Origin of the sequence: uncultured Thermosynechococcus sp. (assembly GCF_938074695.1) — a bacterium.
Taxonomy (GTDB): domain Bacteria; phylum Cyanobacteriota; class Cyanobacteriia; order Thermosynechococcales; family Thermosynechococcaceae; genus Thermosynechococcus.
The window spans coordinates 1-23,546 of sequence record NZ_CALJEM010000021.1 but is presented as its reverse complement, the minus strand read 5'-3'; the positions used below and the strand labels follow the sequence as shown (position 1 = coordinate 23,546).

At 52.9% G+C, this 23,546-nt stretch carries 25 protein-coding genes, 1 tRNA gene and 1 pseudogene; 7 read left to right on the top strand and 20 right to left on the bottom strand.

The genetic code is table 11. The annotated features are described in order from the left end of the window. Position 1: 1 nt before the first annotated feature. The gene (gene ebsA, locus Q0683_RS03540; RefSeq protein ID WP_298614693.1) at positions 2–376 is read right to left on the bottom strand and encodes a type IV pilus biogenesis protein EbsA; all 375 of its coding nucleotides are present in this window, start codon (positions 374–376) and stop codon (positions 2–4) included. 138 nt (positions 377–514) lie between these two features. Here ebsA and Q0683_RS03535 point away from each other — a divergent pair, with 138 nt between their 5' ends. Together Q0683_RS03535 and Q0683_RS03530 are read left to right on the top strand one after the other, a co-directional pair. Continuing rightward, positions 515–847, top strand: a complete 333-nt coding sequence (locus Q0683_RS03535; RefSeq protein WP_298614695.1) for a DUF760 domain-containing protein — start codon at positions 515–517, stop codon at positions 845–847. 39 nt (positions 848–886) lie between these two features. Then, positions 887–1,315 (top strand): hypothetical protein, encoded by a 429-nt coding sequence (locus Q0683_RS03530; protein WP_298614697.1) that lies wholly within the window; start codon positions 887–889, stop codon positions 1,313–1,315. Here the strand turns inward: Q0683_RS03530 and Q0683_RS03525 are convergent. After that, positions 1,312–1,611, bottom strand: coding sequence for a hypothetical protein (locus Q0683_RS03525; protein WP_298614699.1), 300 nt, complete (start codon positions 1,609–1,611; stop codon positions 1,312–1,314). The two genes, Q0683_RS03530 and Q0683_RS03525, sit on opposite strands and share 4 nt — an antisense overlap. Before the next feature lie 502 nt (positions 1,612–2,113). On the opposite strand from Q0683_RS03525, the gene Q0683_RS03520 reads away from it, so the two are divergent. After that, complete coding sequence (locus tag Q0683_RS03520) at positions 2,114–2,404, top strand: hypothetical protein (protein WP_298614611.1); 291 nt, start codon at positions 2,114–2,116, stop codon at positions 2,402–2,404. 125 nt (positions 2,405–2,529) lie between these two features. Further along, positions 2,530–3,006 (top strand): hypothetical protein, encoded by a 477-nt coding sequence (locus Q0683_RS03515; RefSeq protein ID WP_298976319.1) that lies wholly within the window; start codon positions 2,530–2,532, stop codon positions 3,004–3,006. Positions 3,007–3,251: 245 nt separating this feature from the next. On the opposite strand, the gene Q0683_RS03510 is transcribed toward Q0683_RS03515, so the two are convergent. The 9 genes from Q0683_RS03510 to Q0683_RS03470 all read right to left on the bottom strand — a co-directional run bounded on the left by Q0683_RS03510 (position 3,252) and on the right by Q0683_RS03470 (position 10,680). Further along, positions 3,252–4,475, bottom strand: a complete 1,224-nt coding sequence (locus Q0683_RS03510; protein WP_298976317.1) for a methionine gamma-lyase family protein — start codon at positions 4,473–4,475, stop codon at positions 3,252–3,254. A gap of 40 nt (positions 4,476–4,515) precedes the next feature. Further along, on the bottom strand, positions 4,516–5,724 hold the full coding sequence (gene cruG, locus Q0683_RS03505) for a 2'-O-glycosyltransferase CruG (protein WP_298976315.1): 1,209 nt from the start codon (positions 5,722–5,724) through the stop codon (positions 4,516–4,518). Further along, a complete protein-coding gene (gene minE / locus Q0683_RS03500) occupies positions 5,721–6,041 on the bottom strand; it encodes a cell division topological specificity factor MinE (protein WP_298614621.1) in 321 nt (106 codons plus the stop codon). The genes cruG and minE overlap by 4 nt, the downstream gene beginning before the upstream one ends. Continuing rightward, entirely contained in the window at positions 6,038–6,841 is an 804-nt protein-coding gene (minD, locus tag Q0683_RS03495) for a septum site-determining protein MinD (protein ID WP_298614623.1), read from the bottom strand. Before minD ends, minE begins: the two co-directional genes overlap by 4 nt. 38 nt (positions 6,842–6,879) lie before the next feature. Continuing rightward, entirely contained in the window at positions 6,880–7,671 is a 792-nt protein-coding gene (gene minC, locus Q0683_RS03490; RefSeq protein ID WP_298976313.1) for a septum site-determining protein MinC, read from the bottom strand. After that, the gene (locus Q0683_RS03485) at positions 7,668–8,453 is read right to left on the bottom strand and encodes a nuclear transport factor 2 family protein (RefSeq protein ID WP_298614628.1); all 786 of its coding nucleotides are present in this window, start codon (positions 8,451–8,453) and stop codon (positions 7,668–7,670) included. Before Q0683_RS03485 ends, minC begins: the two co-directional genes overlap by 4 nt. A 25-nt stretch (positions 8,454–8,478) precedes the next feature. Continuing rightward, a complete protein-coding gene (locus tag Q0683_RS03480) occupies positions 8,479–9,336 on the bottom strand; it encodes a Ycf66 family protein (RefSeq protein ID WP_298976311.1) in 858 nt (285 codons plus the stop codon). 103 nt (positions 9,337–9,439) lie between these two features. Next, positions 9,440–9,592: a photosystem II reaction center X protein gene (locus Q0683_RS03475; protein ID WP_298614632.1), complete on the bottom strand. Its 153-nt coding sequence runs from the start codon at positions 9,590–9,592 to the stop codon at positions 9,440–9,442. A gap of 74 nt (positions 9,593–9,666) precedes the next feature. Next, the gene (locus Q0683_RS03470; protein WP_298614634.1) at positions 9,667–10,680 is read right to left on the bottom strand and encodes a phosphodiester glycosidase family protein; all 1,014 of its coding nucleotides are present in this window, start codon (positions 10,678–10,680) and stop codon (positions 9,667–9,669) included. Between the two features lie 190 nt (positions 10,681–10,870). On the opposite strand from Q0683_RS03470, the gene Q0683_RS03465 reads away from it, so the two are divergent. From Q0683_RS03465 to Q0683_RS03455, 3 genes are read left to right on the top strand one after another with little or no spacing between them, the layout of a single operon-like run. Further along, positions 10,871–11,857: a cytochrome c oxidase subunit II gene (locus tag Q0683_RS03465; RefSeq protein ID WP_366142723.1), complete on the top strand. Its 987-nt coding sequence runs from the start codon at positions 10,871–10,873 to the stop codon at positions 11,855–11,857. 33 nt (positions 11,858–11,890) lie between these two features. Beyond that, positions 11,891–13,543, top strand: a complete 1,653-nt coding sequence (gene ctaD, locus Q0683_RS03460) for a cytochrome c oxidase subunit I (protein WP_298614639.1) — start codon at positions 11,891–11,893, stop codon at positions 13,541–13,543. Between the two features lie 21 nt (positions 13,544–13,564). Next, positions 13,565–14,170: a heme-copper oxidase subunit III gene (locus Q0683_RS03455; RefSeq protein ID WP_298614641.1), complete on the top strand. Its 606-nt coding sequence runs from the start codon at positions 13,565–13,567 to the stop codon at positions 14,168–14,170. Here the strand turns inward: Q0683_RS03455 and Q0683_RS03450 are convergent. From Q0683_RS03450 to Q0683_RS03410, 9 genes and pseudogenes are all read right to left on the bottom strand, one after another. Then, the gene (locus Q0683_RS03450; protein ID WP_298976306.1) at positions 14,167–14,883 is read right to left on the bottom strand and encodes a DUF4079 domain-containing protein; all 717 of its coding nucleotides are present in this window, start codon (positions 14,881–14,883) and stop codon (positions 14,167–14,169) included. The two genes, Q0683_RS03455 and Q0683_RS03450, sit on opposite strands and share 4 nt — an antisense overlap. A 62-nt stretch (positions 14,884–14,945) precedes the next feature. Next, positions 14,946–15,524 carry a hypothetical protein gene (locus Q0683_RS03445; protein WP_298614647.1) on the bottom strand — a complete coding sequence of 193 codons (579 nt, stop codon included), beginning with the start codon at positions 15,522–15,524 and terminating at the stop codon, positions 14,946–14,948. Between the two features lie 25 nt (positions 15,525–15,549). After that, a tRNA-Arg gene (locus Q0683_RS03440) sits at positions 15,550–15,622 on the bottom strand. Between the two features lie 18 nt (positions 15,623–15,640). Further along, positions 15,641–16,357, bottom strand: coding sequence for an ABC transporter ATP-binding protein (locus tag Q0683_RS03435; protein ID WP_298614649.1), 717 nt, complete (start codon positions 16,355–16,357; stop codon positions 15,641–15,643). Positions 16,358–16,584: 227 nt separating this feature from the next. Further along, the gene (locus Q0683_RS03430; protein WP_298614651.1) at positions 16,585–17,430 is read right to left on the bottom strand and encodes a nitrate ABC transporter ATP-binding protein; all 846 of its coding nucleotides are present in this window, start codon (positions 17,428–17,430) and stop codon (positions 16,585–16,587) included. Between the two features lie 29 nt (positions 17,431–17,459). Further along, positions 17,460–19,436 (bottom strand): nitrate ABC transporter ATP-binding protein, encoded by a 1,977-nt coding sequence (locus Q0683_RS03425; RefSeq protein ID WP_298976302.1) that lies wholly within the window; start codon positions 19,434–19,436, stop codon positions 17,460–17,462. Positions 19,437–19,445: 9 nt separating this feature from the next. Further along, positions 19,446–20,282: a nitrate ABC transporter permease gene (gene ntrB / locus Q0683_RS03420; protein WP_298614659.1), complete on the bottom strand. Its 837-nt coding sequence runs from the start codon at positions 20,280–20,282 to the stop codon at positions 19,446–19,448. A 31-nt stretch (positions 20,283–20,313) separates the two neighbouring features. After that, positions 20,314–21,653: pseudogene (locus Q0683_RS03415) on the bottom strand (CmpA/NrtA family ABC transporter substrate-binding protein). Between the two features lie 323 nt (positions 21,654–21,976). Next, positions 21,977–23,546: bifunctional diguanylate cyclase/phosphodiesterase (locus Q0683_RS03410; RefSeq protein WP_298976300.1), on the bottom strand; the 1,570-nt coding region annotated here is incomplete at its 5' end.

Below are 23,546 nucleotides of genomic sequence, written 5' to 3'. Positions count from 1 at the left end.
GTTACTCCAGCCGTAACAGCTTACGATAAAACGGTTTAGAAAAATCAGCAATACGATGCTTTTTGTAGTTAATGATCACGTCAATGAGATAGTCCACGAGTTCAAATGTAGTGATCGACATTTCGTACTGTAGATCAGGAGAGTTATCAAAGGTTACCGTACAGCGGGATAAATCCGCCGGCAAATTGGCAATTGTCCATGTGGCAACAAAATCAACATTGTTACCGCCTTCAATCCCCCGTTGTCCCTCCAACTTCCCCAAACGGTAGAGGGCAATGCCCAAGGGCAGCAGAGGACGTTTCTCAGCACGCATATAGGGGGCAAAGATATTCACTTCGCGGGGGTTGGCAGGCTGAAGCTGATCGAGGGCGGTCATGCAGGAATCCTTGGGTATTCAGTCTCACCGAGTGCTAAGGTCTATTCTACAGTTAGAGCAGGCAGCACAGTTGCCTTGGTTTTAGTAGCGCATTTTGTTTTGGTAACATATAGTTAACATACCTAACGAGCACTGCCTATGGTTTTTGATCCCGGAAACGCTAATTTCTACCAGTCTTCTACAGATGATGGACAGCCCAATCTGCTCCTAAAGTACCTGCAAAGTCAATCGCCAGAAGTTTTAAGCCGCATTGCCCGTTCCGTCAGTCCAGAAATTCGCCAAATTATCAGCCAAAATGTCCAAGGTCTCGTGGGGGGCCTTCCCTCGGAGGAGTTTAATGTGCAAATTGCTACCGATCGCGACAATCTTGCGGGGTTATTGGCCTCAGCAATGATGACGGGATATTTCCTGCGCCAGATGGAACAGCGCATGGAACTGGAAATGAGCCTTGGCGATCTACCCACTCCCTAAGTTCTGCCAAGATAAATTAATTTAATGCGAGTGTTGCTTGTGTCTAATCCTTGGCAACAGTTTAAGGCACTGCCTTGGCGATCGCTGGTGCCCACAGGTCTGTTGATTGCCTTGATTGCAGCGCTATTTGATACTGGTCTTTACTATATTGCCGCCACCATTACGGCAGTGCGCGAGGCACTAATCCTCCTGCTTCGGTCTCCCTTGGTTTTATTAGTCCGCCTTGGTCTGAGTATTGGCCTGGGTATGGTGGCAGTAATTTGTCTGGAGGTGTGGTTTAACCCAGCGCCTATCTCCAGCGGTACCCTCTGGGCGTTATTTCTGTGCGTCCTAATGGGCAGTGTATTCTTCAGCTTTTTTGGCGGCACTTTGGGACTACAACCCCTCTTTTTTCCCTTGACCGATGTGTTCTTGATTGGCACAGCCGTGGGGATTTTCTGGCAAGGTCGTCGCTATTGGCGGTATTAGGTTGATTCTTCAAAAGGAGACGCGGAGAGCTTCGGAACAACGGCACTAATCTCAGGGTTAAAAGTGCCATCAAAGGCATCGGCTCCCTGGAACAAATACCATACTGCCTCAATTACACAGGCAATGCGAGCAATACTACCCAGAGAACCATAGGGCACCGTTGAAAAGAGTAGCCCCAGCAGGAGATAAACGCCACCCCACAGAGGTTGACGCAAATAAAACTTATGGAGACCGGGGAGAAAGATACCGGCCAAGGCTAAAAGGATAGCGATCGCACGATGACGGTAGCTCATCATTGACAGCGGCAAATGACCCTACAATGGGATATTTTTTAGGTAATCTTTATTTATTTTTATTTATTAAAAATTTTAGTTTATTTATTAAAAATTTTAGGTAATCTTTATTTTTAAATTTATCAGAATGCAAGCTTGAGCAATGCCGCCGCGCATCCTACGAATGAAGGGGAAGCGTCATTCCCTAGTTAGCGGCGAATATGATATGGTTTTTCTAGCCAAGTATGGCACTATTGCCCGCCGGAAAGACTTCTGGGGATCCGGGCAGATATAAGGCCTGCTTGGCAAGGTACAACTGAACCTGTAAGTCCTGACATTACCCGATTTATAAACGTAGGGAACAGGCGAGAAGTTGGCATGAACCACTTCAACCCAAAACCCCCAGGCAGAAATGACCTGGGTTGCTGCAAAGGCAAAAGTTCCCGGCAGTAGGCGAGAATGCCGCCTCCCTCTCTGGTAACAGGATTGGGAAGCCGCTTATCAGCGGAGCCTTTACGAGTTTGGTTTGCCCCAGCCGCTATCTGTTGCTGTCTTTATTTGCCTTGAACGGCAACCCACTGCTGGGCGAGAGGTCAAATGGTGGGAACGCTTTGCGGAAGCCGCTAGCCACTACCCAGACCGCGTTGACTTAACAATTTATTTCCTTGGTGAAAAACGGCAAACCCTAGAGGTGGCGGCCAATGTTCGCTACCAATTGCTACCACCGCAGTTCAGCACGCATTCACTGGAAATGATGTGCCAAGGGGCGGGCATGACCGACGTGGCTCCCTTGCATTGCGCATTGCAGCACTATTGACACTGATTTGCCGTTGCTGACCCGCACCTATTCACGGGAAATTCTTTGGCCCATGAGTGGCCGCAGTTGGGGGCGAGACTTTTGGCGCTGGCTATAGCTGGAGAAATAACAAGGGGATCAGTGGCTTGGTTGCCGCGCCGAACGCAAATTGGCAGACCTTATGCGGGCGAGCGATCGCGGATTGGCTCCTCAGGTTTTTGCCTCCTGAGCGGGTGGTGTGGTTTCAGCGGGGGATTGGTCGCGATCGCTTTCATCCTCGCCTTCGCAATCTCCAATGGCTGCGGGAAGAGTATTGCCTACCAGCAGTGCCGGTCATTCTTTTTGTCGGTCGGGTGGATGCCAGTAAAAATGTGCTTCTGTTGACGCAGGCAGCTCAAGCGCTAGTGAACCCAGGGAAGGCGTTCCATGTCCTAAACAGGCTGCAATTGTCAAGAAACTTTCGGGCGATCGCGTCACTCTCCCAGGGAAGGGGGATCAAGAACCATTGGCGGCAATTTATGCCAGCAGTGATCTGTTTGCCTTTCCCTCAGAGTTGGAAACTGGCCCAATGTGGTGGTGGAGACACGGGCAGCGGGGTTACCCGTCGTCATTTCTGGGTTTGAGGCGGACGTAAATATGTGCAAGCTTCTGTGCAAGCTTCAGGGGAGGATGGGATCGTGGTTTACAGTCGCGACCTCCAAGATTGGGCAGCCACCATTACCCCGCTTCTAGAAGATGCCCCCTACCGCCAGCAGATGGGGGCACAGCCACCCCAGACCACTTAAGCGACGTGCCCCACGGGGCAGGAAGCCTTTGAGCAGAGCATTTTGTGCCAAGGGGAAGTGGTTGCCCAAGCCTATGGCTGGCCTCAAAACGCCTGATCTTCTAAAAGAGCCTCTAAAATCAAGGCCATGTGAGTCCAGTGAGTCCCCCCCTGGCAAAAGACAATATAGGGCGGACGCAAGGGGCCATCGGCAGACAGTTCCGACGTACTGCCATCAATAAATGTGCCCCCAGCCATTACCAGATTATCGGCATAGCCGGGCATTGGCGCGGGCACTGGGTCTAAGTAAGAGCCTACCGGCGAGTAGCGCTGCAACGTGCGGCAAAAGGCAATGAGCTTCTCTGGACTGCCCAATTGAATGGCCTGAATGACATCGCGGCGGCGGGCGAGGGGGGCGGGGTTGACAGGATAGCCCAATTGATCGAAAACATAGGCTAAAAGATGGGCACACTTGAGGGCTTCGCCGACCATCTGCGGCGCTAAGAACAGTCCTTGAAAGAGCAGACGGTGTTGATCAAACGTGGCTCCCCCTGCATGGCCAATTCCCGGTGCCGTCAGCCGGTAACTGGCTTGCTCAATGAGATCGGCGCGTCCCGCTAAATAGCCCCCCGCCGTGGCAATGGTGCCGCCGGGATTTTTAATCAGGGAGCCTGCAACTAAATCGGCGCCCACATGGGGGGGTTCTTGGGTCTCGACAAATTCGCCATAGCAATTATCCACAAAACAGACCACATTGGGGTTCTGCCCCTTAATCAGTTGGACCATTTTGCCAATGTCCTCAAGGCTAAGGCTGGGGCGCCAAGTATAGCCACAGGAGCGTTGAATCAGCACCATGCGAGTCTGCGGCTCGACACAGGTGGCGATCGCCCCCCAATCGGGTTCGCCATTCTTTAGGAGGGGAATCTCGCGATAGTGAATGCCAAACTCCTTGAGGGAGCCTTGGCCGTGACCCCGCAGGCCAATCACCTCTTCTAGGGTGTCGTAGGGAGAACCGGTCAGGGAAACCAATTCATCGCCGGGGCGAAGCACGCCAAAGAGGGCCGTGGCGATCGCGTGGGTACCAGAGACAAATTGCACCCGCACTAGGGCAGCCTCTGCCCCCATCACCTCTGCAAAAACGCAATCGAGCACCTCGCGCCCCAGATCCCCGTGGCCATAGCCGGTCATGCTACTAAAGTGGTGCACCCCCAGCCGCTGCCGACGGAAGGCGCTAAGCACCCGATCTAAATTTTCTTTGACACGGCCATCAATTTCCGCAAAGGTGGATGTCAGGGCTGCTTGGGCAGCCGTTAAAAGTGGCGTTTTCACGTTGAGACCAAGGATTGAGTAAAGGCTGTAGTATCTCTATCTAAACCAAAGGTTGAGTTTTGGCAGGATAGGTCCGTCCCCGCCACTGCTTAGGACGCTGGCAACAGGAGAGGGTAATCCGCAGAGCCGCTAGAGGATCCGCAAGGGGGGAAAGCCAAAAGAGCCAGCGCCCTTGACCTGTTTGCCAATCGTAGGCGGGGGCGATCGCTAGGGTCATGCCCCAGCGAATTAGCACCAGCAAGCCATTGAGGAATGTTGCCATCTCTAGCGGGAGGGTGGGAGAAGTGACTGCTAGGGCAATCAGCCCTAGACCAAAGAGGGGCAAGGGGAGTCCCTGCACTGCCCAGAGAAAATAGACATCGCCCCAAACCTGTGCCGCTGGGGTGGCGTCCTTGAGGTCAAGCGATCGCCCCCACTCTCGCCAGGTTTCTGCTATCCCTTCATACATTCGCACCTTAAGCACCTTTGACCCATCGCGAAAAGCCACCCGGGCACCTGCCGCCGCTGCCGCCCGCACCAATGTCACATCATCACAAAAGGAGGAAGCAGCCACTTGGTAGCCCCCCATTGCCTCAAGGCGCGATCGCCGAATGAGCAGGCACTGACCATTGGCTAGGATCCGCTCCGGCTGAGTTTCCACGCTGCGAGCTGCACCAAAACGATAGATCAATGTTAAAAGCAACGCCGGTTGCAGCCACCATTCCCCCCCTGTTTTGAGGACAAAGCGGGGTGAGAGGGAAATGAGATCCAATTCCTCCCGCTGGGCAGTCTCCAGGAGACTCGCCACAAGGCCAGGTTGCGGTTGCGTATCGGCATCAATCCCCAAAATCCACTCACTCTGCGGATGGGCGCGACAAAACCCCGTCTGCAATGCCCAGGGTCGCCCTACCCAACTAGGGGGCAAGGGGGGATCAAATTCAAGACGAAGGCGAGGTTCTCGATCCTGGGCTGCCCGCACGATCTCGGCTGTGCCATCTTGGGAGTGACTATCCACAACCAGAATTTCCCGCACCTCGTAGCCTTGGCGCATTAGCCCCTCTAGGCAGGGTTGCAACCGCCGTGCCTCATTGAGGGTGGGGACAATGATGGAGACTTTAGCTAAGTTCTCCGGGCGAGAGGGCTGGGGGGTCAAGGGAGCAGGACGTCGCCAACCTGCCCCTAGGCGAGCCACTAAAATAGCTGCCCAAGGGGCTTGGGCAACAATTGCAGCGCTGGCGATCGCTGCCAATACCACGGCAACGGTACTCAACTTTCTCCTGCCTCGCTGTTGGATGGGGAATTCTCTGGTGGCGGCGCCTCCGTCGGGGACAGCTTGAGCCGTTTAATCGGCAAATTGGCAATCAAGGCTGTTGTCCGCTGATCCGATTCTAGGGAAACCGCTAGTCCCTCCGTTTCTAGCTCCACATAGCGGGAGACCACCTCTAAAATATCGCGCCGTAGATTATCTAAAATTTCAGGTGTCAGCGCTGTGCGATCGTGCGCCAAGACAAGCTTCAAGCGCTCTTTGGCAGTGGTGCGACTGGGGGGAGTGCGGGTAAACAGCCGCTCCAGAAGTTCACTGATCATCCCTTTGCCCCAAACAAGCGTCGAATGCGACTAAATAACCCACCGCTTGCCGCCTCTAAGTCAAGAAACTCAACTTTTTCCCCCTCCAGGCGGCGGGCAATGTTCATAAAGGCTCGCCCAGCCAAAGATGGAGACTCGGCCAAAACCAGCGGCTCCCCCTTGTTGGTGGAAACAATCACCTTCTCATCCTCAGGAACAATCCCAATGAGCGGAATTGAAAGAATTTCTTGGACATCCTCGACAGACATCATGTCGTTGGCTGCAACCATTGCGGGGCGTAGGCGATTTAAGATCAGATGGCTGTTGCGAATGCGGTAGGCCTCCAGAAGGCCAATCACGCGATCGGCATCCCGTACTGCGGCGATTTCCGGCGTTGTCACTACCAACGCCTCCTGAGCTGGGGCAATGGCGTTGCGAAACCCTGCCTCAATTCCCGCTGGACAATCAATGAGCACATAATCGTAGTGTTTACTTAGGGCTGAGGCCAACTGCCGCATTTGCTCCGGCGTGATGGCATCTTTATTGCGGTTTTGGGCGGCTGGTAGTAACACCAATTTATTTAGACGCTTATCGCGCACAAGGGCCTGATCCAAGCGACACTGCCCGGTCAGCACATCAATCGCAGTGTAAACAACCCGATTTTCCAAGCCAAGCAATAGGTCAAGGTTGCGCAAGCCGAAGTCCGCATCAATGAGCACCACCGATCGCCCCAACTTTGCCAAAGCGACACCAATATTGGCACTGGCGGTTGTTTTCCCCACACCCCCTTTACCCGAGGTAATGACAATCGTGCGCCCCATTGAACTCCCTAGGAATTGGCTTACTAAAATAGATTATCTTAAGGTGCTTCGGATACGGCGAGAGAACCTGCCCAAGCATCGGCTGGGGCAATCTGAATGCCCTGCGGCGTGGCATAGGCCACCTCTGGATAGGGAGGCTTGGGGGGATCGGGAGTACGCGCGACAAAATTAGCAATCCGCAACTGTGTGGCCGCCATTTCTAGGGTCATAATTCGGGCCCCTAAGTTGCCCTTAGCGCCGGCGTGAGCCACACCCCGCAACCGGCCCCAAACAATAATATCCCCTGCAGCAATAACGCTGGCGCCCGCATTGACATCGCCGACAATGACTACACTGGCCTCGTGGCGAATTTCCATGCCAGAGCGCAGGGTTGTTTTCAAGTAAAGGGGGTTAGCTGCTGCGTTGGCCTCCCTATCGGCTTCTTTTACAAGTAGCGGAGGCAGTTCCCTTTGTTGGACACTGTAACCAAGGGTGGCAGCAGCGATCGCCGTCTGGCGGCGTTCAGTAATAATTTTGTCCAGTCGCAACTGATGCTCACTAAGAGCGTCTGCCAACTGTTGCAGCTGGGATTGATCTAAAAGCCGCTGCCCACAGACACAGTCCACGGGTAAGGTTTCTGACCAAAGATGTTCTTGACCTGCGAGATACACTTGTAGTTGTGGCCACAGGTCAATCCAATCGAGGTCAGCAGGCAATATGAATCGGCAGCGTCCTTCACAATGTTCTAGAACAAGACCATTGATAGGTATTTCGGCTGATTCAACCTCATCCCCCTCTTCAGTGCTTTCCGTAACAGATTCCTCTAGGGAGGGTGTCTGTGCCTCACTCATGTTTTTTTCACCCGTAGTCGCTGCGTAATCAAGACTATGCCGGTATCCCGAATTAAGGCCACCGAGACCCAGCGGTTACCGGGCTGTTGGGGGGCACGTCCCACCTTAAAAATGCCACCCGCAGAGAGAAGTTCTAATTTCACGGGGCTGGGATTGGCGTAGGTTTGAGTATTGATGGGTTGATCACTGGCAGCACCAAGGAGAATTGCGTTGCCAATGGGTTCTTGAACAATCGCATCTAAACTAAACTCTTCACCGGGGCGCACCGTTTGGGGAAGCGAGAATTCCACGGTGGGGGGTGTGGCACCAATGGTGATCGTGGTTTTTTCTTGGGTAATGTCTTGGCGGACAATTTTGCCGTTGCGGACGACTTGAGTGGCTTGGAGGCTGCCGCGCATCCGTTGTGGGCGATCGCTGGTGCCCCCCGTCCCTTCAATCGTGGTGCTAATCTCTAAAATCCAGTCATTGCCCTGCTGTTGCCAACGATTCACCGTCGTCCGATAGCGAATATCGCGGTAGGGCTGCCAAAAGATGGGCAACCGTTTGCGCAATATCTCAAGGGTCAAGCCGTCGGCAGTTTTGAAGTCAGGATCATAGAAGGTCAACACCCCCTCTAAGTCCTTTTGACTGGCCGCCGCATCCAAACCACTGATTACCGCTTGTACAGATTTCGGCAGCGGAACAGAAGTTGCCTGCCCTAGGGGCGCAGCCCAAGTCCACTGCGGGATGCCGCCACAGGTCACTGCTAAACCCAGAATCGAAACCAGAACGTATCGCCGCATTGTGAATTGCCTTTGCTGTTAGGGTCTATTCATGATCATCAAAGTTGGCGGAGTTATCCTGCTCGTCAGTGGGGGGACGATCCAACGGTTGATAGGGCACATATTCACTGCCATCGGTGGTGTTTTCCGGGCGCGGACGGGGAGGGCGGCGACGCAGCGGGCGATCGCTCACTGTTGCTGTTTCTGTCGTAGGCGGTGGGGGACGGCGGGTGGGGCGGGGCGTTGGTGTCGGCGGGCGATAGGGTTCATCCACAATCTCCTCTGCGGCCGGTGTGGTCGGTCGAGGACGACGGGAGGGGGGACGACGGACACTGGGACGGCTGGGAGGTTCAGTTCCGGGCGGCGTACTGCGCCGCGAGGGTAAACGTCCTACTGGGGGAGTATCCCCCACATCCTCGTCTTCATAGCGCGATCGCGAGACATCACGGCTACCCCGAATGCGCCGCAGCGGTGGATAGTCCTCCTCCTCTTCTTCCTCGTCCTCGTAGGGTTCAAGTTCCTCTATTTCTGCACGATAGGTGTAGCTGCGGCTGACGGGGCGCTCTTCATCCACAATGGGGGTATTCCGCCGCGCCTGTTCTGTGGCTACGCGCCGCAAACGAATACTTTCGTAAGCAAAAAATGCAGCCGTGCCCGTGAGCAGAAACTGGCCAAAGAGAAGAATGGGATCCAGACGCCACCCTTGAAAAAAGAGAATCCCACCGCACAGGAGAGCCACTGCCGCAAAGAAAATATCGTGATCCCGCGCCAGCTCTGGCTGAATCGAGCGCAGAAAATAGAGGAGGGCACCTGCTACCGCTAGAGCAATCCCCAAGATGCCAGCAGGTCCTAGTCCGACATTAACAATTTGACCAAGGAGAGGGGAAAAGAAAAGATAAGTCATTTAACCCATTGACTGAAGGGGCAACATAGAAGGAGAAGCCATAGCCCTGGGGCCATGACCCTATTCTAACGGCAATTGGCAAATCTACTCGTTGGCCTAGGGCCTAAGAAGAACGCTGCACTTTATCAATTTGGCTAATAGCAATGAGAGCAATAAAGGTGAGACCTAAAACGACGGCTCCTGAAACCAAACCAATAAAGAAGCCCTTGAGGGAAGGGGTAATCGTTAATAGTAGAGGGTATGCAGCGTGAATCATGGCTGTTTTTTGCAGGTCAAAGTGAACACTAGAATTTTAACAAAACTCGGCCTTGCTGCTAAGGAAGGCAACGACTAGACTGAATGGCGCCACACTGCATCGCGCCAAGCCCGTAGCCGCGCGATCAACCGTTCTCGGATATTCTGCCAGAAAGCAAATGGAAGGCCTGCTTGGGGAGAATGCCGGGGCACTAAGCCAAGGTTGGCACCCACGGGTCTGAGCGATCGCCCCATGGCCATGGCCGCTTCACGCGCTTCCTCTTCAGGATTTAGAAATGTGAGGGTGGGAGCAGGGATCCAACGCGCCAGTTCGCAATAGCGATCGCGGGGATGATTTTTCACTTCCCCTTTCACTACCAAGGTTGCCGATTCTCCCCCATCCACAGCAGTGGCATCCGTCACCCCCTGCTCTAGCAAAAAGGTTTGAAGCTGCGGAAAGGACACCCCCTTTGAACCACCATTGCCCCGCCCATCGCTAACCACAAAAATATACTCATTACCGCGCTTGCCGAGAATCGCCTTGGGAGACGTGCGATCGCTCCCATCCACGGGCAGTTTCTTGCCTGCCTCTAACAACTGCTGCGAGCCACTCACCAAATTAAACGGCTGCTCTGGCAACTTGCCGCGATAAAACTCGACTCCCCCTTGGGCAGGAAAGTGCACCATTGCTGCATAGCCACCCTCGTAGGGGCGCACCCCACGGCCATTCACAATGTAAGCTCCGAGAACGCCTGCAGGAATCTGCCCTCGGCCCGTTAAGCAAGTCTGCCGCAGTGCCGCGTAGCCAATGCCAGCGGGCGCCAATTCCCCCATGATCCATTTTTGATAGTCCTGAAAAGAACGCAGGGATTGAGCATTCAACCAACGGAAAAAATTCGTATTCATGGCTACCACAGCTCCCGTGCGCCGCGCAAAAGCCGCTGTCGTCTCTAAGTAAGTGTCCTCACCACTGGGGGTGGGTTCGGTCATCACCACCCGATAATCTGCCATTGGAGCTGCCACCATGTACACCTGCGTTTGATCTATTCTGTGGATTGCGTACTGGAGAGTGGCCAACGAAACGCCTAGCCCCGGCAGCACACTCAGCATTTGTCTTCCTCCAGCAAAGCCGTCAGGTTTGGTGAACTATCCCTAGCTTAGAACGCAAAACCAGAGGATTCTGCCCCAATCTGCTTCCAGCATAAGCAATAAATCAACATAAATCTTTAGATTCTTTTAACCCACATCCTTAGGGAATCTGCCTAGGATCGGGATGGGATTTTCTGGACGCTTTGGCACCATGGAACAAATACCCGCCCCAATCTGGACACTGACCGCCGGCATTGTTGTAACCCTGATTAGTTTCTGGGTTGGACAGCACCATGGTCTTCTGCCGGAACAAGCTTCTGAGCAAGCTCCCCTGGTGGACAACTTCTTCAACATTATGCTCACAATTGGTACTGCCCTCTTTTTGGTTGTGCAGGGTGCCATTCTTCTTTTTGTGATTCGCTATCGCCGCCGCCCCGGTGATGAGGGGGATGGCCTGCCCATTGAGGAAAACTTACCCCTAGAAGTCTTCTGGACTGCCATTCCCGCCCTCATTGTGATTTTCCTTGGTATCTACAGTGTGGATATTTTTCAACGGATGGGGGGGCTGAATCCGGGGGATCACACCCTGCACACAATGCATACCCCTGAGCAAGCGGTTGCAGTGGTTGCTGAGGCTCCCTCCAAAACCACCAGTGATGCAACTGCCCTCTTGGCAGCGGCGCCAACTCCAGAAATTGGCATTGGGGCTAGTCCCGATGTTCAAGGCAAAGCTCCGGACGTCGTGGTGGATGTGACGGGTATGCAATATGCATGGATTTTTACTTACCCCGACAGTGGCATTGTCTCTGGGGAGTTGCATATTCCGGTGGGCAAGGATGTGCAGTTAAACCTTTCTGCCCGCGATGTCATCCATTCCTTTTGGGTGCCCCAGTTTCGCTTAAAGCAGGATGCAATTCCCGGTGTACCCACCGAATTGCGATTTAAGGCAACCAAAGTGGGGACATATCCGGTCATCTGTGCGGAGCTGTGTGGTGGCTACCATGGTGCCATGCGCACGCAGGTGATTGTGCATACCCCAGAGGATTTTGAAGCGTGGCGCACTCAAAACCAAGTAACGGCAACGGCTCCTGTGATCTCCTCTCTGAGCGATCGCCATATCGAGGAAATAGGAGTTACCCCACAATTGGTGGCGCAGGTGGAAGCAATGACCCACCACCATTCTCCTGACAAGCTTTAGCATTCTACCTACTGTCGTATTCTTGAGAGAGTTATGGCGCAAGCACAACTGCCGCTAGAGACCCCCCTGTCACTCCCTGGGCATCCCAAGGCGTGGAAGTGGTATGACTATTTCACCTTCAATGTGGATCACAAGGTCATCGGCATTCAATACTTGGTCACTGCCTTTATCTTTTACCTGATTGGTGGCCTAATGGCGGTGGCTATGCGCACGGAGCTGGCAACGGCTGATTCCGATTTTTTGAATCCCAATCTCTACAATGCCTTCATGACCAACCACGGCACAATCATGATTTTCTTTTGGGTTGTGCCAGCAGCCATTGGGGGCTTTGGCAACTACTTGGTGCCCTTGATGATAGGGGCACGGGACATGGCCTTCCCTCGCCTTAATGCCCTGGCCTTTTGGCTCAATCCGCCAGCGGGGGCGCTCCTTTTGGCCAGTTTTCTCTTTGGGGGTGCCCAAGCGGGTTGGACGGCCTATCCCCCCTTGAGTACGATTACAGCGACAACTGCCCAGAGTATGTGGATTCTGGCGATTGTCCTGGTGGGCACCTCCTCGATTTTGGGGGCGGTGAACTTCATCGTTACCATCTGGAAAATGAAGGTGCCCAGTATGCGCTGGAATCAACTGCCCCTCTTTTGCTGGGCAATGCTGGCTACCTCCCTTCTAGCGCTGGTGTCAACACCTGTGCTGGCGGTGGGTCTGATTTTGCTGCTGTTTGACATTAACTTTGGCACCTCGTTTTATAGGCCCGATGCGGGAGGAAATGTCATCATTTATCAACACCTGTTTTGGTTTTACTCCCATCCGGCAGTGTACCTGATGATTCTGCCAATTTTTGGCATCATGTCTGAGGTGATTCCAGTTCATGCCCGTAAGCCGATCTTTGGTTATCAGGCGATCGCCTACTCCAGTTTGGCCATCTGCTGTGTGGGGCTTTTTGTTTGGGTGCACCACATGTTCACCAGCGGCACTCCCCCTTGGATGCGGATGTTCTTTACCATTTCGACGCTGATTGTGGCTGTGCCCACAGGCGTGAAAATCTTTAGTTGGGTGGCCACCCTCTGGGGGGGCAAAATTCGCCTCAACAGTGCCATGCTCTTTGCCATTGGCCTCCTATCCATGTTTGTCTTGGGGGGTCTCAGCGGTGTCACCTTAGGGACTGCCCCCGTGGATATTCACGTCCACGACACCTACTATGTGGTGGCCCACTTTCACTACGTGCTTTTTGGGGGATCGGTATTTGGTCTCTATGCCGGGATTTACCACTGGTTTCCGAAAATCACGGGGCGGCTTTTAGATGAGCGATTGGGAATTCTTCACTTTGTCCTCACCTTCATTGGCACCAACCTGACCTTTTTGCCGATGCACGAGTTGGGACTGAAAGGGATGCCACGGCGGGTAGCAATGTACGATCCGCAATTTGAGCCAATTAATTTCATTTGCACAATTGGTGCTTTTGTCTTGGCTTTCTCAATTATTCCTTTCTTGATTAACGTCCTCTGGAGTTGGAACAAGGGTAAAATTGCGGGCGACAATCCCTGGGGTGGTCTCAGCCTAGAGTGGACAACTAGTTCACCGCCGCCCATTGAAAACTGGGAAGTGCTGCCCGTGGTCACCAAAGGTCCCTATGACTACGGCATTGAGCAGCGCAAGGGAAGTACGAATGAAAATGAGGAAGAGTAGGACATTCTAGGAGCGATCGCCATGCAAGGGACGATTGATTCTCAGACCACCGCCATAACTGCTGATCATGGCCATGAGCACCCTGATTTTCGGGTTTTAGGGTTGCTAGTTTTTCTCATTTCTGAATCCCTGATGTTTGGCGGCCTCTTTGCCGCCTATTTGCTCCTGCGGGGCATGCATGCACAATGGCCACCTGAAGGCACCGAGGTGGAACTTCTTGTGCCCACCATTAACACGCTCCTTCTCCTCTCCAGTAGCTTTGTCATCCACTACGGCGATGTTGCCATCAAGAGGGATGATGTGCGCAGTATGCGCAAGTGGTACTGGATCACGGCAGCCATGGGGGCGGTGTTTCTAGGGGGCCAAGTCTATGAGTATCTCACCCTTGGCTACGGCCTGCGCACGAATGTCTTTGCCAACTGCTTCTATGTAATGACAGGCTTCCACGGCCTCCATGTTTTTGTGGGTATTTTGCTGATTTTGGGGGTGATTTGGCGATCGCGCCGTCCGGGGCACTACAGCGCCCAGAAGCATACGGGAGTGACCATGGCAGAAATCTACTGGCACTTTGTGGATGTCATCTGGATTATTCTCTTCACACTGCTGTATATCCTGACTCGCTTTTAGGGACAGGTCTTGAATTGGGGCGATCGCGAGTCAAAGTTGCACTGATAGACCACGGGTGCTTGCCAACTCAGGGGAATCTCCAAAAGGTCACGGGTACCCGTAATTCCCTGCAAAAGGAAAAGAACAAGGGCAAGGGAATTCAAGCCAATATGAATCCGCCGCCACGTGAGCGATCGATCTTGGTAAATCTCCCGCACAATGGCCACAGAAAAAATCATCAGCATCACAGCCGCCAAGCCAAAGTAAAAGTGGGAAACCCACCACTCATCATCACGACGAAAGACCCCCGGCTGAAAGGCCAGAATGATTACCCCCATCCCTGAGAGCGTAGCAAAGACAGCACGCCATCGCTTGGATTGAGCGCGATACAGAAGCACCGTTGCTGCAATAGTCACCACAAACATCAGCGCCACTAGGACAACAGAGAGCGGTTGCAGCGTGTTGTTCTCCGCCTGCATCAAGAAGCCCTGAAACCCAAACACCACTGAGTAGGCCAAGGCCACCAATGTGATGCCAACCACACCAGCAGCCAAAAGATTGCCCAATCTCACGTGCAGACTGCCCACGGTAGCAGGAATCGTGGTGGTTCCTTTGAGGCGCCGCTGCCGCGTCTGCAGGGCAAAGAAGGCAGTGATCCCCAGTACGGGAAAGACAAAGGTGCAGGCCAAGATGGGATGCAATAGCAAAATGATGTCTTTGAGGTTGAGAAACATAGGGGCTAAGAAAGACAAAGCCAATTTTAAGGTAGCGTAACCCCTAGAGGGGCGATCGCCACCTAGGGACGCGGTAAATCAAAGAAGAGCAGTTTAGTCAGTAATCCAACGGTAGCCACCAACAGCGTCACCAGGAATCCCCACAGCCGTGCATCTGTGCCTGCCTGTCGCTTAGAAATATCCTGTAAAGTGGACTCTACAGTATCAATCCGCTGCCCTAACTGTGCCTCTGCGGAATTGAGCCGTTGATCAAGGTTGGTCTCTACAGCATTAATCTGCTGTTCTAGCTTGGCTTCGACGGCATTGATGCGCTGCTCTAGCTTTGCCTCTACGGCATTAATCTGCTGTTCCAGCTTGGCTTCGACAGCATTGACGCGCTGCTCCAGTTTGGTCTCTACAGCGCTAATCTGTTGTTCAAGTTTGGCTTCGACGGCATTGATGCGCTGCTCCAGTTTGGCCTCTGTGCTATCAATCTTGTCTTCAAGCCTTTGGAATTTCTCGTTACTAGTGGCGATGTGAATATCGAGCTTTTTCTCCATGCCTTGGATGGCAGCTTGCATTGTCTGCAAATGGCTTTGCATTCCTTGGATCGCATCCAAGACTTGGCTCAACTCGGAACGGCTAACGGATTCAGTCATCATTCTGATCATTCTGAGGCTTGAGGAACGGACGTGGAGGGATTTGAACCCCCGACCCTCAGAACCGGAATCTGATGCTCTATCCACTGAGCTACACGTCCAGTGCTCTCATCATAGCATTAACCAAGGTAGGCTTGCTGAACCCGTGGATCATTTAGGAGATCCACAGCACTACCGCTCAGGGTCATTTGACCCGCTTCAAGGACATAACCGCGATCGCCCAATTGTAGGGCAAGGTGAGCATTTTGCTCCACCAGTAGCATTGTCATCCCCTGTTCCCGCAGTTGCGCCAAAATAGCAAAAATTTCTCGTACTAGATTGGGCGCTAAGCCTAAACTGGGTTCATCAAGGAGCAGTAAGCGAGGACGGCTCATCAGAGCACGGGCGATCGCCAGCATTTGTTGCTCACCACCACTGAGGGTTCCTGCCAGTTGGTGTTGTCGTTCCCGCAGTCTGGGAAAACGCTTGAGTTGCTCTTCGAGGTCTTGTTTAATCTGTGCTTTATCTCGACGGCAGTAGGCACCAAGAAGGAGATTGTCGCGAACGGTTTGGCGTGCAAGAACCTGACGCCCCTCTGGACAATGGGCAATGCCTAACCTTACTAATTCGTGGGGCGATCGCCGTGCGATGGATTGACCGGCAAAGCGAATGATACCGTCACTGGGAACGAGTTTAGAGATGGCACGCAGGAGGGTGGTTTTGCCGGCACCATTGGCACCCACAAGGGTAATGCACTCTCCGGCTTCAATGGACAAACTCACGTCTCGCAGAGCGCAAATACCCCCGTAGTGGACACTGAGGGACTCAACTTCCAAAATGCACACTTGAGAACTCATTCCCTAAACCATGGGCTAGGCTTCCTCTGGGTTACGAGTAGGATCGAGATTGCGTTTCAGTTCTTTGAAGAGGGCGCGGGTGCGATTAGTATAATGCAGTTTTGGCTAAATAAGCGGACCATCTGAAACATCCAAGAGCACTGCCACTCTCCTAAATCCGATGGGCACACCCTGTGGACTTTGGTTTTTCCCCTTCTGCAATGAAGGCAGAAAAGAGCATTAACCAGCTACTCTGCTTCTTCGTCAAGATGATAACGACGATAGAGAAAGTCAAGGGCATCGTTGCGCAGTTGGTAGTAGGTGGGATCTTCAAGGATACGCTCGCGATCACGCGGACGTGGGAAAGGAATTGTCATGATTTCACCAATTTTGGCAGCAGGCCCATTGGTCATCATCACTAGGCGATCAGCTAAAAAGAGTGCCTCGTCAATGTCGTGGGTAATCATTAGCACGGTGCAGCGATGTTTCTGCCAAATGCTGAGCAGTTCCTCTTGCAGTTCCTCCTTGGTGATGGCATCGAGGGCGCCAAAGGGTTCATCGAGAATCAGGATTTCTGGCCGAATCGCAAGGGCACGAGCGATCGCCACCCGTTGTTTCATCCCTCCTGACAACTGTGCCGGATATCTATTTGCGGCCTCCGCTAGACCCACCATTGCCAAATGTTCGCGGACAATCGCCATCTTTTGCGGGCGGGATTTCTTTGGCCAGACGGCATCCACGGCAAGATAAACATTCTCAGCAGCAGTTAACCACGGCAAGAGGGCATAGTTCTGAAACACCACCATGCGATCGGGTCCCGGCTCCTTGATAGGCTGACCCTTGAGGCGCACTTCTCCCGTGGTGGGACGCACAAAGCCTGAGACCATATTGAGTAAGGTGGTTTTGCCGCAGCCAGAGTGACCAATGACACAGATAAACTCTCCCGCTTGAATATCGAGGGTAATATCCGTCAGCACGGTAAAGGGGCCTTTCTTGGTGGGATAGACTTTGCTCACCTGCTCTAGGCGCAAAAAGGATTCAGCGGAAACTACAGCAGCAGGGGTAGTCATGGCTTGGTTTCCTTGGCTAATCATGGGTAACTCCAATCGTCTGACATCTGGGCTTAAGCAGCACGGGGCAAGGGCAAATTCAAAGGAATTTCTGCCATATAGACCTCGTGTTTGATTTCTAGGCTATTGAGGTAGCTAATGGGGTCATCGGCATTAAACGTGGTGCCGTCAAAGAGTTGGATTGGTCCAGTGCGATACTTAATATCCAAGAGTCCCAACTCCCGGGCCGCTGTACTAAAGACACTCACTCGACACACCCGTTCGAGAATTTCCACCCAGTTGCGAGGGAAGGGGAGAGTGCCCCAACGGGCAAGCTGGGTCATCATCCACAGGTGCTCAGTGCGGCTGGGACGATTCACGCCGTCGCCAAAGAACAGATGATGTACTGGCCCGCCATTTTGATCTACCCCCAGTTCTATGTACTCAGGGGTGGTGGCCACGTAGGCCTTGCGGCTGAGGATTTGCTTAATTTCCTCGCTGTGAGCGGGGTCGGCACAGTAACGACAGGCATCCAGTAGGGCTTTGACTAGGGCAATGTGGGTATTGGGATAGGCCGTCGCCCAATCTTCGCGCACACCCAGCACTTTCCCCGGATGCCCTGCCCAAATGTCAATGTCGCTGGCAATAGTAAAGCCCACCCCCTCTTTGGCCGCCCGCAGATTCCAAGGATCACCTACGCAGTAGCCATCAATACTGCCAGAGCGCAGAGCCGCAACCATTTGTGCCGGTGGAATCGTTTGTAGATAGACATCGTGATCGGGGTGAATGCCCGCTGCCGCCAGCCAGTAGCGCAATAGGAGATTATGCATGGACGAGGGATGCACTATCCCAAAACGGTGGGGGCGATCGCGCGTTTGCAGCAAGTAGCGGTGAAAGTCACCAAGGGTACGAATCCCCTGCTCAGCAAATTCCTTTTTCAGCGTGATGCCATTGCCATTACGGCTTAGGGTCAGAGCACTGACCACAGGAAGCGGCTGGTCTTCATGACCACCACAGGTAAACCACACGGGCATCCCTGCCGGCATCTGAGCGGCATCGAGATAGCCTGCGGCAATCCCATCCACAATGCCCCGCCAACTGCTCTCGCGCACAAGGGACACTTCCTCTAGACCATGGTGGGTAAAGAACCCCTTTTCGTAGGCAACGGCAATGGGAGCGCAGGCGGTCAAGGGCACAAAGCCAATTTCCAGATTCGTTTTTTCGAGACCGTGGCGGGCAATGGCCGGTTTGCGACGTGCCTGCAACTGTTTCACCCGTTTTTGCTGGTTGAGGAAATAGATGATCTCACTGCGCAGACTGTAGTAACTGGGGTGTTCGACAACGGCCATCCGCTGCCGGGGACGGGGAATATCTACCTCAAGAATGCCGCCAATTTTGGAGCCGGGGCCATTGGTGAGCATCACAATCCGATCCGAGAGCAGCACCGCCTCATCCACATCATGGGTGACCATCACCGTCGTCACCTGCTGGGCTTCGCAGATCTTCATCAATTGTTCCTGCAAATTGCCCCGTGTTAGGGCATCTAGGGCACCAAAGGGTTCATCTAGCAGCAGCAGCTTCGGCTGAATTGCAAGGGCACGGGCGATCGCCACCCGTTGTTTTTGGCCGCCAGAGAGCATTGTGGGTGGCTTGTGGGCATGGGGGCGCAACCCCACGAGGTCAATATGAGACTCGACAATTTGCCGCCGTTCAGCCGGAGTCAGGTGATCGAGCACTTCATCCACCGCTAGGGCAATGTTCTCGCGTACCGAAAGCCACGGCAGCAGCGAGTAGTTTTGAAAGACCACCATGCGATCGGGCCCCGGTTGGCGCACCCGCTGTCCCTCCAACGTCACCACCCCTGAGGTGGGCAGGTCTAAGCCGGCAATCATATTTAGTAACGTGGACTTGCCACAGCCGGAGTGACCAATCAGCGAGATAAACTCCCCCTTTTGAATTGTCAGGTCAATTCCTTTGAGGGCGAGATACTGCCCCCCATTCGTCAGGTCAAAGACCTTCTCCACTTGATCCAAAGCCACAAAAGCGCCCATGATTTCCTCCTAGCGATTTGCTGGTGCAATCTTGCTTTGCAGGAAGCCCACCAAGCGATCCAAAATCAGGCCAATAGCACCGATATAGACCACCGCCACAATAATTTCCGTGACGTAGTTTTGCTGGTAGGCATCCCAAATGAAGAAGCCAATGCCCGCCACCCCCGACATGACGATTTCAGCAGCAATAATCGCCAGCCATGCCAAGCCAATGGCAATCCGCAAGCCTGTGAAAATGTAGGGCAGTGCCGAGGGCAAGAGAATTTTCAAAAAGAACGTTTTCTTTGACAGCCGCAGCACCCGCGACACATTTTTGTAATCCTGGGGAATTTCCCGTACACCCACGGCAGTATTGATGAGAATCGGCCAAATGGAGGTAATGAAAATTACAAAGATCGCGGCGGGTTCATTTTGGCGCAACGCCGCAAGGGAGATGGGTACCCACGCTAAGGGTGCCACCATGCGCAGAAATTGAAAGATGGGGTCGAGGGACTTATTCAGAGCCTTACTGGTACCTACCAAAATCCCCAGAGTGATTCCGACAATGGCTGCCAACCCATAGCCTTGGGCAACGCGGGTCAAGCTAATTAGGGTTTGTCGTGCCAACCCCTGATCAAGGGGGCTGTTGTAGTAAAAGGGATGAAAGATCAGATAGCGACTGCGCTCATCAGCAAACACTTGAATCGGACCGGGGAGGGAGAGAATTTTGATCGAAGAGAGAATCTGCCAAACCACCAGAAACCCAATCACACCAATAATCGGTAGGTAAAAATCCGCCCCCTGCTGGCGCAGAAACTTCAGGAGGGGATTGGCATTGCCATTACGGCGAACAGATGCAACAGCCATAGAAGTCTCCTATTGAGTAGCAACGAAATGACTAGGACTTGACCTTGATTTTGAGGCTGTCCAGATAGGCTTGAGGGTTATCGGGATCAAACTTGATGCCATCAAAGAAGGTCTCAACACCCCGTGAGTCGGTGGTGGGAATTTCAGCTGCTGGCACCCCTAACTCTTTGGCGGCCTCTTGCCAGAGATCGCTGCGGTTGACCCGACCAATCATTTGCTTGATATTGTCAAAGTCCTTGAGTTTATCGGCGTTGAAGCCCCAGCGCAGGTTTTCAGTCAAGAACCAGAGGTCGTGACTCTTGTAGGGGTAGGAAATACTGTTGCCATTGGGATCGCGCCAGTACAGGGGTCCTATGTTAAAGTCGTTGAAATTTGGTTGACCATCCCCCATGGTGTAGGTGCCTTCGTAGGGAGGAGTGAGGATGTTGCCGGGAACGTTGAAATACTCGCGGCGGCTACAAATTTGAATGAGTTCAGAGCGGTTGGCCTTGTCATCGCACCACTGCTGAGCTTCCATCACCGCTTTCAAGAGGGCTTTGGTGGCGTTGGGGTGTTTATCGACCCAGTCAGCCCGCACGGCTAGATACTCTTCGGGGTGGTAGGGCCACATCTGTGCCGTTAGGGTAGCCATAAAGCCAATATCATCACTGACAATACGAAAGGGCCAAGGATCACCGGTACTGAAGGCATCCATCGTACCATTGCGCATACCGGCAACCGTTTCAGCGGGAGGAACGGCTAAGAGTTCAATGTCGGAATCAGGGTTAATACCATTGGCCGCAAACCAGTAGCGAATCCACAGGTCTTGGTTGGCATGGGGAAAGGTATAGGCGGCTTTGAACTTGCGGCCGTTATTGGCAGCAAAGGCTTTGATGTAGTCGGGATCAGCGATTTTGAGGTGTAAGCCCTTGCCCTTGTTGGCGCCGGAGATGGCAATTCCATTCCCTTGGGTATTTAACTGTGCCAAAACGTACATTGGCACTTTTTGATTGTTGAGGGTGATAATGCCTTCACTGATCAAGTAGGGCATGGGCATCTGCCACTGACCACCATCAATCCCGCCGGCAGCGGAGCCAATCACCACATTGTCCCGACCACTGGCCCAGTTGGCCTGCTTGGAGACTTCAGCATTGGTGAGACCATGCTTGGCAAAGAAGCCTTTTTCTTTGGCAATAATCAGGGGGCTGATTCCACAATGGGCATAAAACCTAATTTAATCGTGTCCGTTTCCACTGCACTCGTAGTGGTAGTCCCCCCTCCCTGCTGTTGTCCTTGGGGAGTTTCTGCGGGAGCACATCCCTTGAGGGCGATCGCCCCCATGGCGGTAGCAGTGGCAGTCATTAAAAAATGACGACGCGATAATTGAGACATAGCGTGACCTATACCGAGAACAGTAAATAGTTGACAAAAAAATCAGATTCCCAGACTCATAGGCCGGGATGGGTTTTCCAATTAGCGGTGGCGAAAGACCGAAATTTGGATTGAAAATAACCTATCACTCCAGCTCGCCAAAAAGATATAGGCCTATACTATAAACTGGAGTTAATTTTATTATGGAATCTATAATCTAGACTAATACTATTAGACCCCTCTATTAGTACAATTTCCCCCCTTGATTGATCACTTGATTGCAGAGCATGAGAAGAATGACAATTTGATTTGTTTTCTTAAACTTGAACTTGATTTGAAGTACTTTAGAGGATGTGCTCTTGGAGGTAAAGCTCGGCCTTGTCGGGGGTCAGCGGCGGGGCAAAAAGATAGCCTTGGCCATAGGGACAACGGAGCGATCGCAACAGTTGCAGTTGAGTCTTGTTTTCAATGCCCTCAGCAATGCAATCAAGGTGCAGGTTGCGCGCCAGAACCAAAATTGTGTGTACCAGCTCTAGGTCTTCTTGGCTGCGATCCATTTGGGAAATGAAGGAGCGATCAATTTTAATGCCATCCAGAGGGAGATTGCGCAAATAGCTCAGGGAGGAATACCCGGTGCCAAAGTCATCAATGTTAATGCGCACGCCCATCTCCTTCAGCTCAGCAAGGATTTCGCAAGCAGAGTCTAGGTGCTGCATCAGCACACTTTCAGTGATTTCGATCTTGAGAAACTGCCCCCTCAAGTGACGATGCTCAAGAGTTTGTTGAATTTCAGCCACAAGGGTGGGCAAAGAAAATTGATTGGCAGAAAGATTAACACTCATTGTAAAGCCCATGGACTGGAGTTTGGGGTACTTTTGCTGCCACTGCTGCAACTGCTCACAGGCATTGTGCAAAACCCAGCGGGAGAGTTCAAAAATTAGTCCCGTTTCTTCGGCAAGAGGAATAAAGACTGTAGGGGAAATGAGGGTATCCCCCTTTTGCCAGCGGAGTAGGGCCTCAAACCCCCGCAGCGATTGACTGCGGAGATTGACAATTGGCTGGTAGTGCAAGAAAAAGTCACCCCGTTCAAGGGCTTGCCGCAGTTCCACTTCTAAATACAGGCGATCGCGCACCTGTTGTAGCAGGGCTGGGTTAAACGTACCGATGCGATTGTGTCCCTTTGTTTTGGCATGGTACATAGCCATGTTGGCATCGCGTAGGAGTTCTTCACTGCTGGTGTAATGGGCATCTCCCATCACCAGGCCAATACTCACGGTGCTGTAGAGGGTGTAGTGATCAATTTCAAAGGGGTGACTGAGGCGCTCCCGCAGGCTTTGGGCAATGACTTGAGCCTGTTCTACGCCCTGAATGTCGTTGAGCAATACGGCAAATTCATCCCCCCCTAAACGGGCCACCACATCTTGAGGACTGACGCAACCGCTGAGCCGCTTGGCAAATGCTTGCAGGAACAAATCGCCAATCGAGTATCCTAGACAGTCGTTGAGGGTCTTGAAGCGATCCAAGTCTAAACAGAGAACAGCGTAGCAATAGTCGGGATGTGCTGCGGCATGGCGGAGGGTTGTGCGCAAGTATTCCTCAAAAAGCCAACGGTTGGGTAAATGCGTCAGGTGGTCATGGCGGGCTTGGTAGAGGAGTTGAGCTTCCATTGCTTTGCGCTCTTGAATTTCCGCTTGCGCTTTTTGATACAGTTCTGCTTGCAAAATGGCGATCGCCAACTGGGTTGAAATTTGCTTAATCAATTCAATTTCGCTATCTTGCCAGTCGCGGGGATGATCACATTGGTGACAGAGCAGCAATCCCCAAAGCCGCGCTTCCACCACAATGGGGACGACTAAATTGGCCTTGATTTGATAGTGCGCTAGCAGGTCACGATAGCAGGGGTCAACAGCCGCT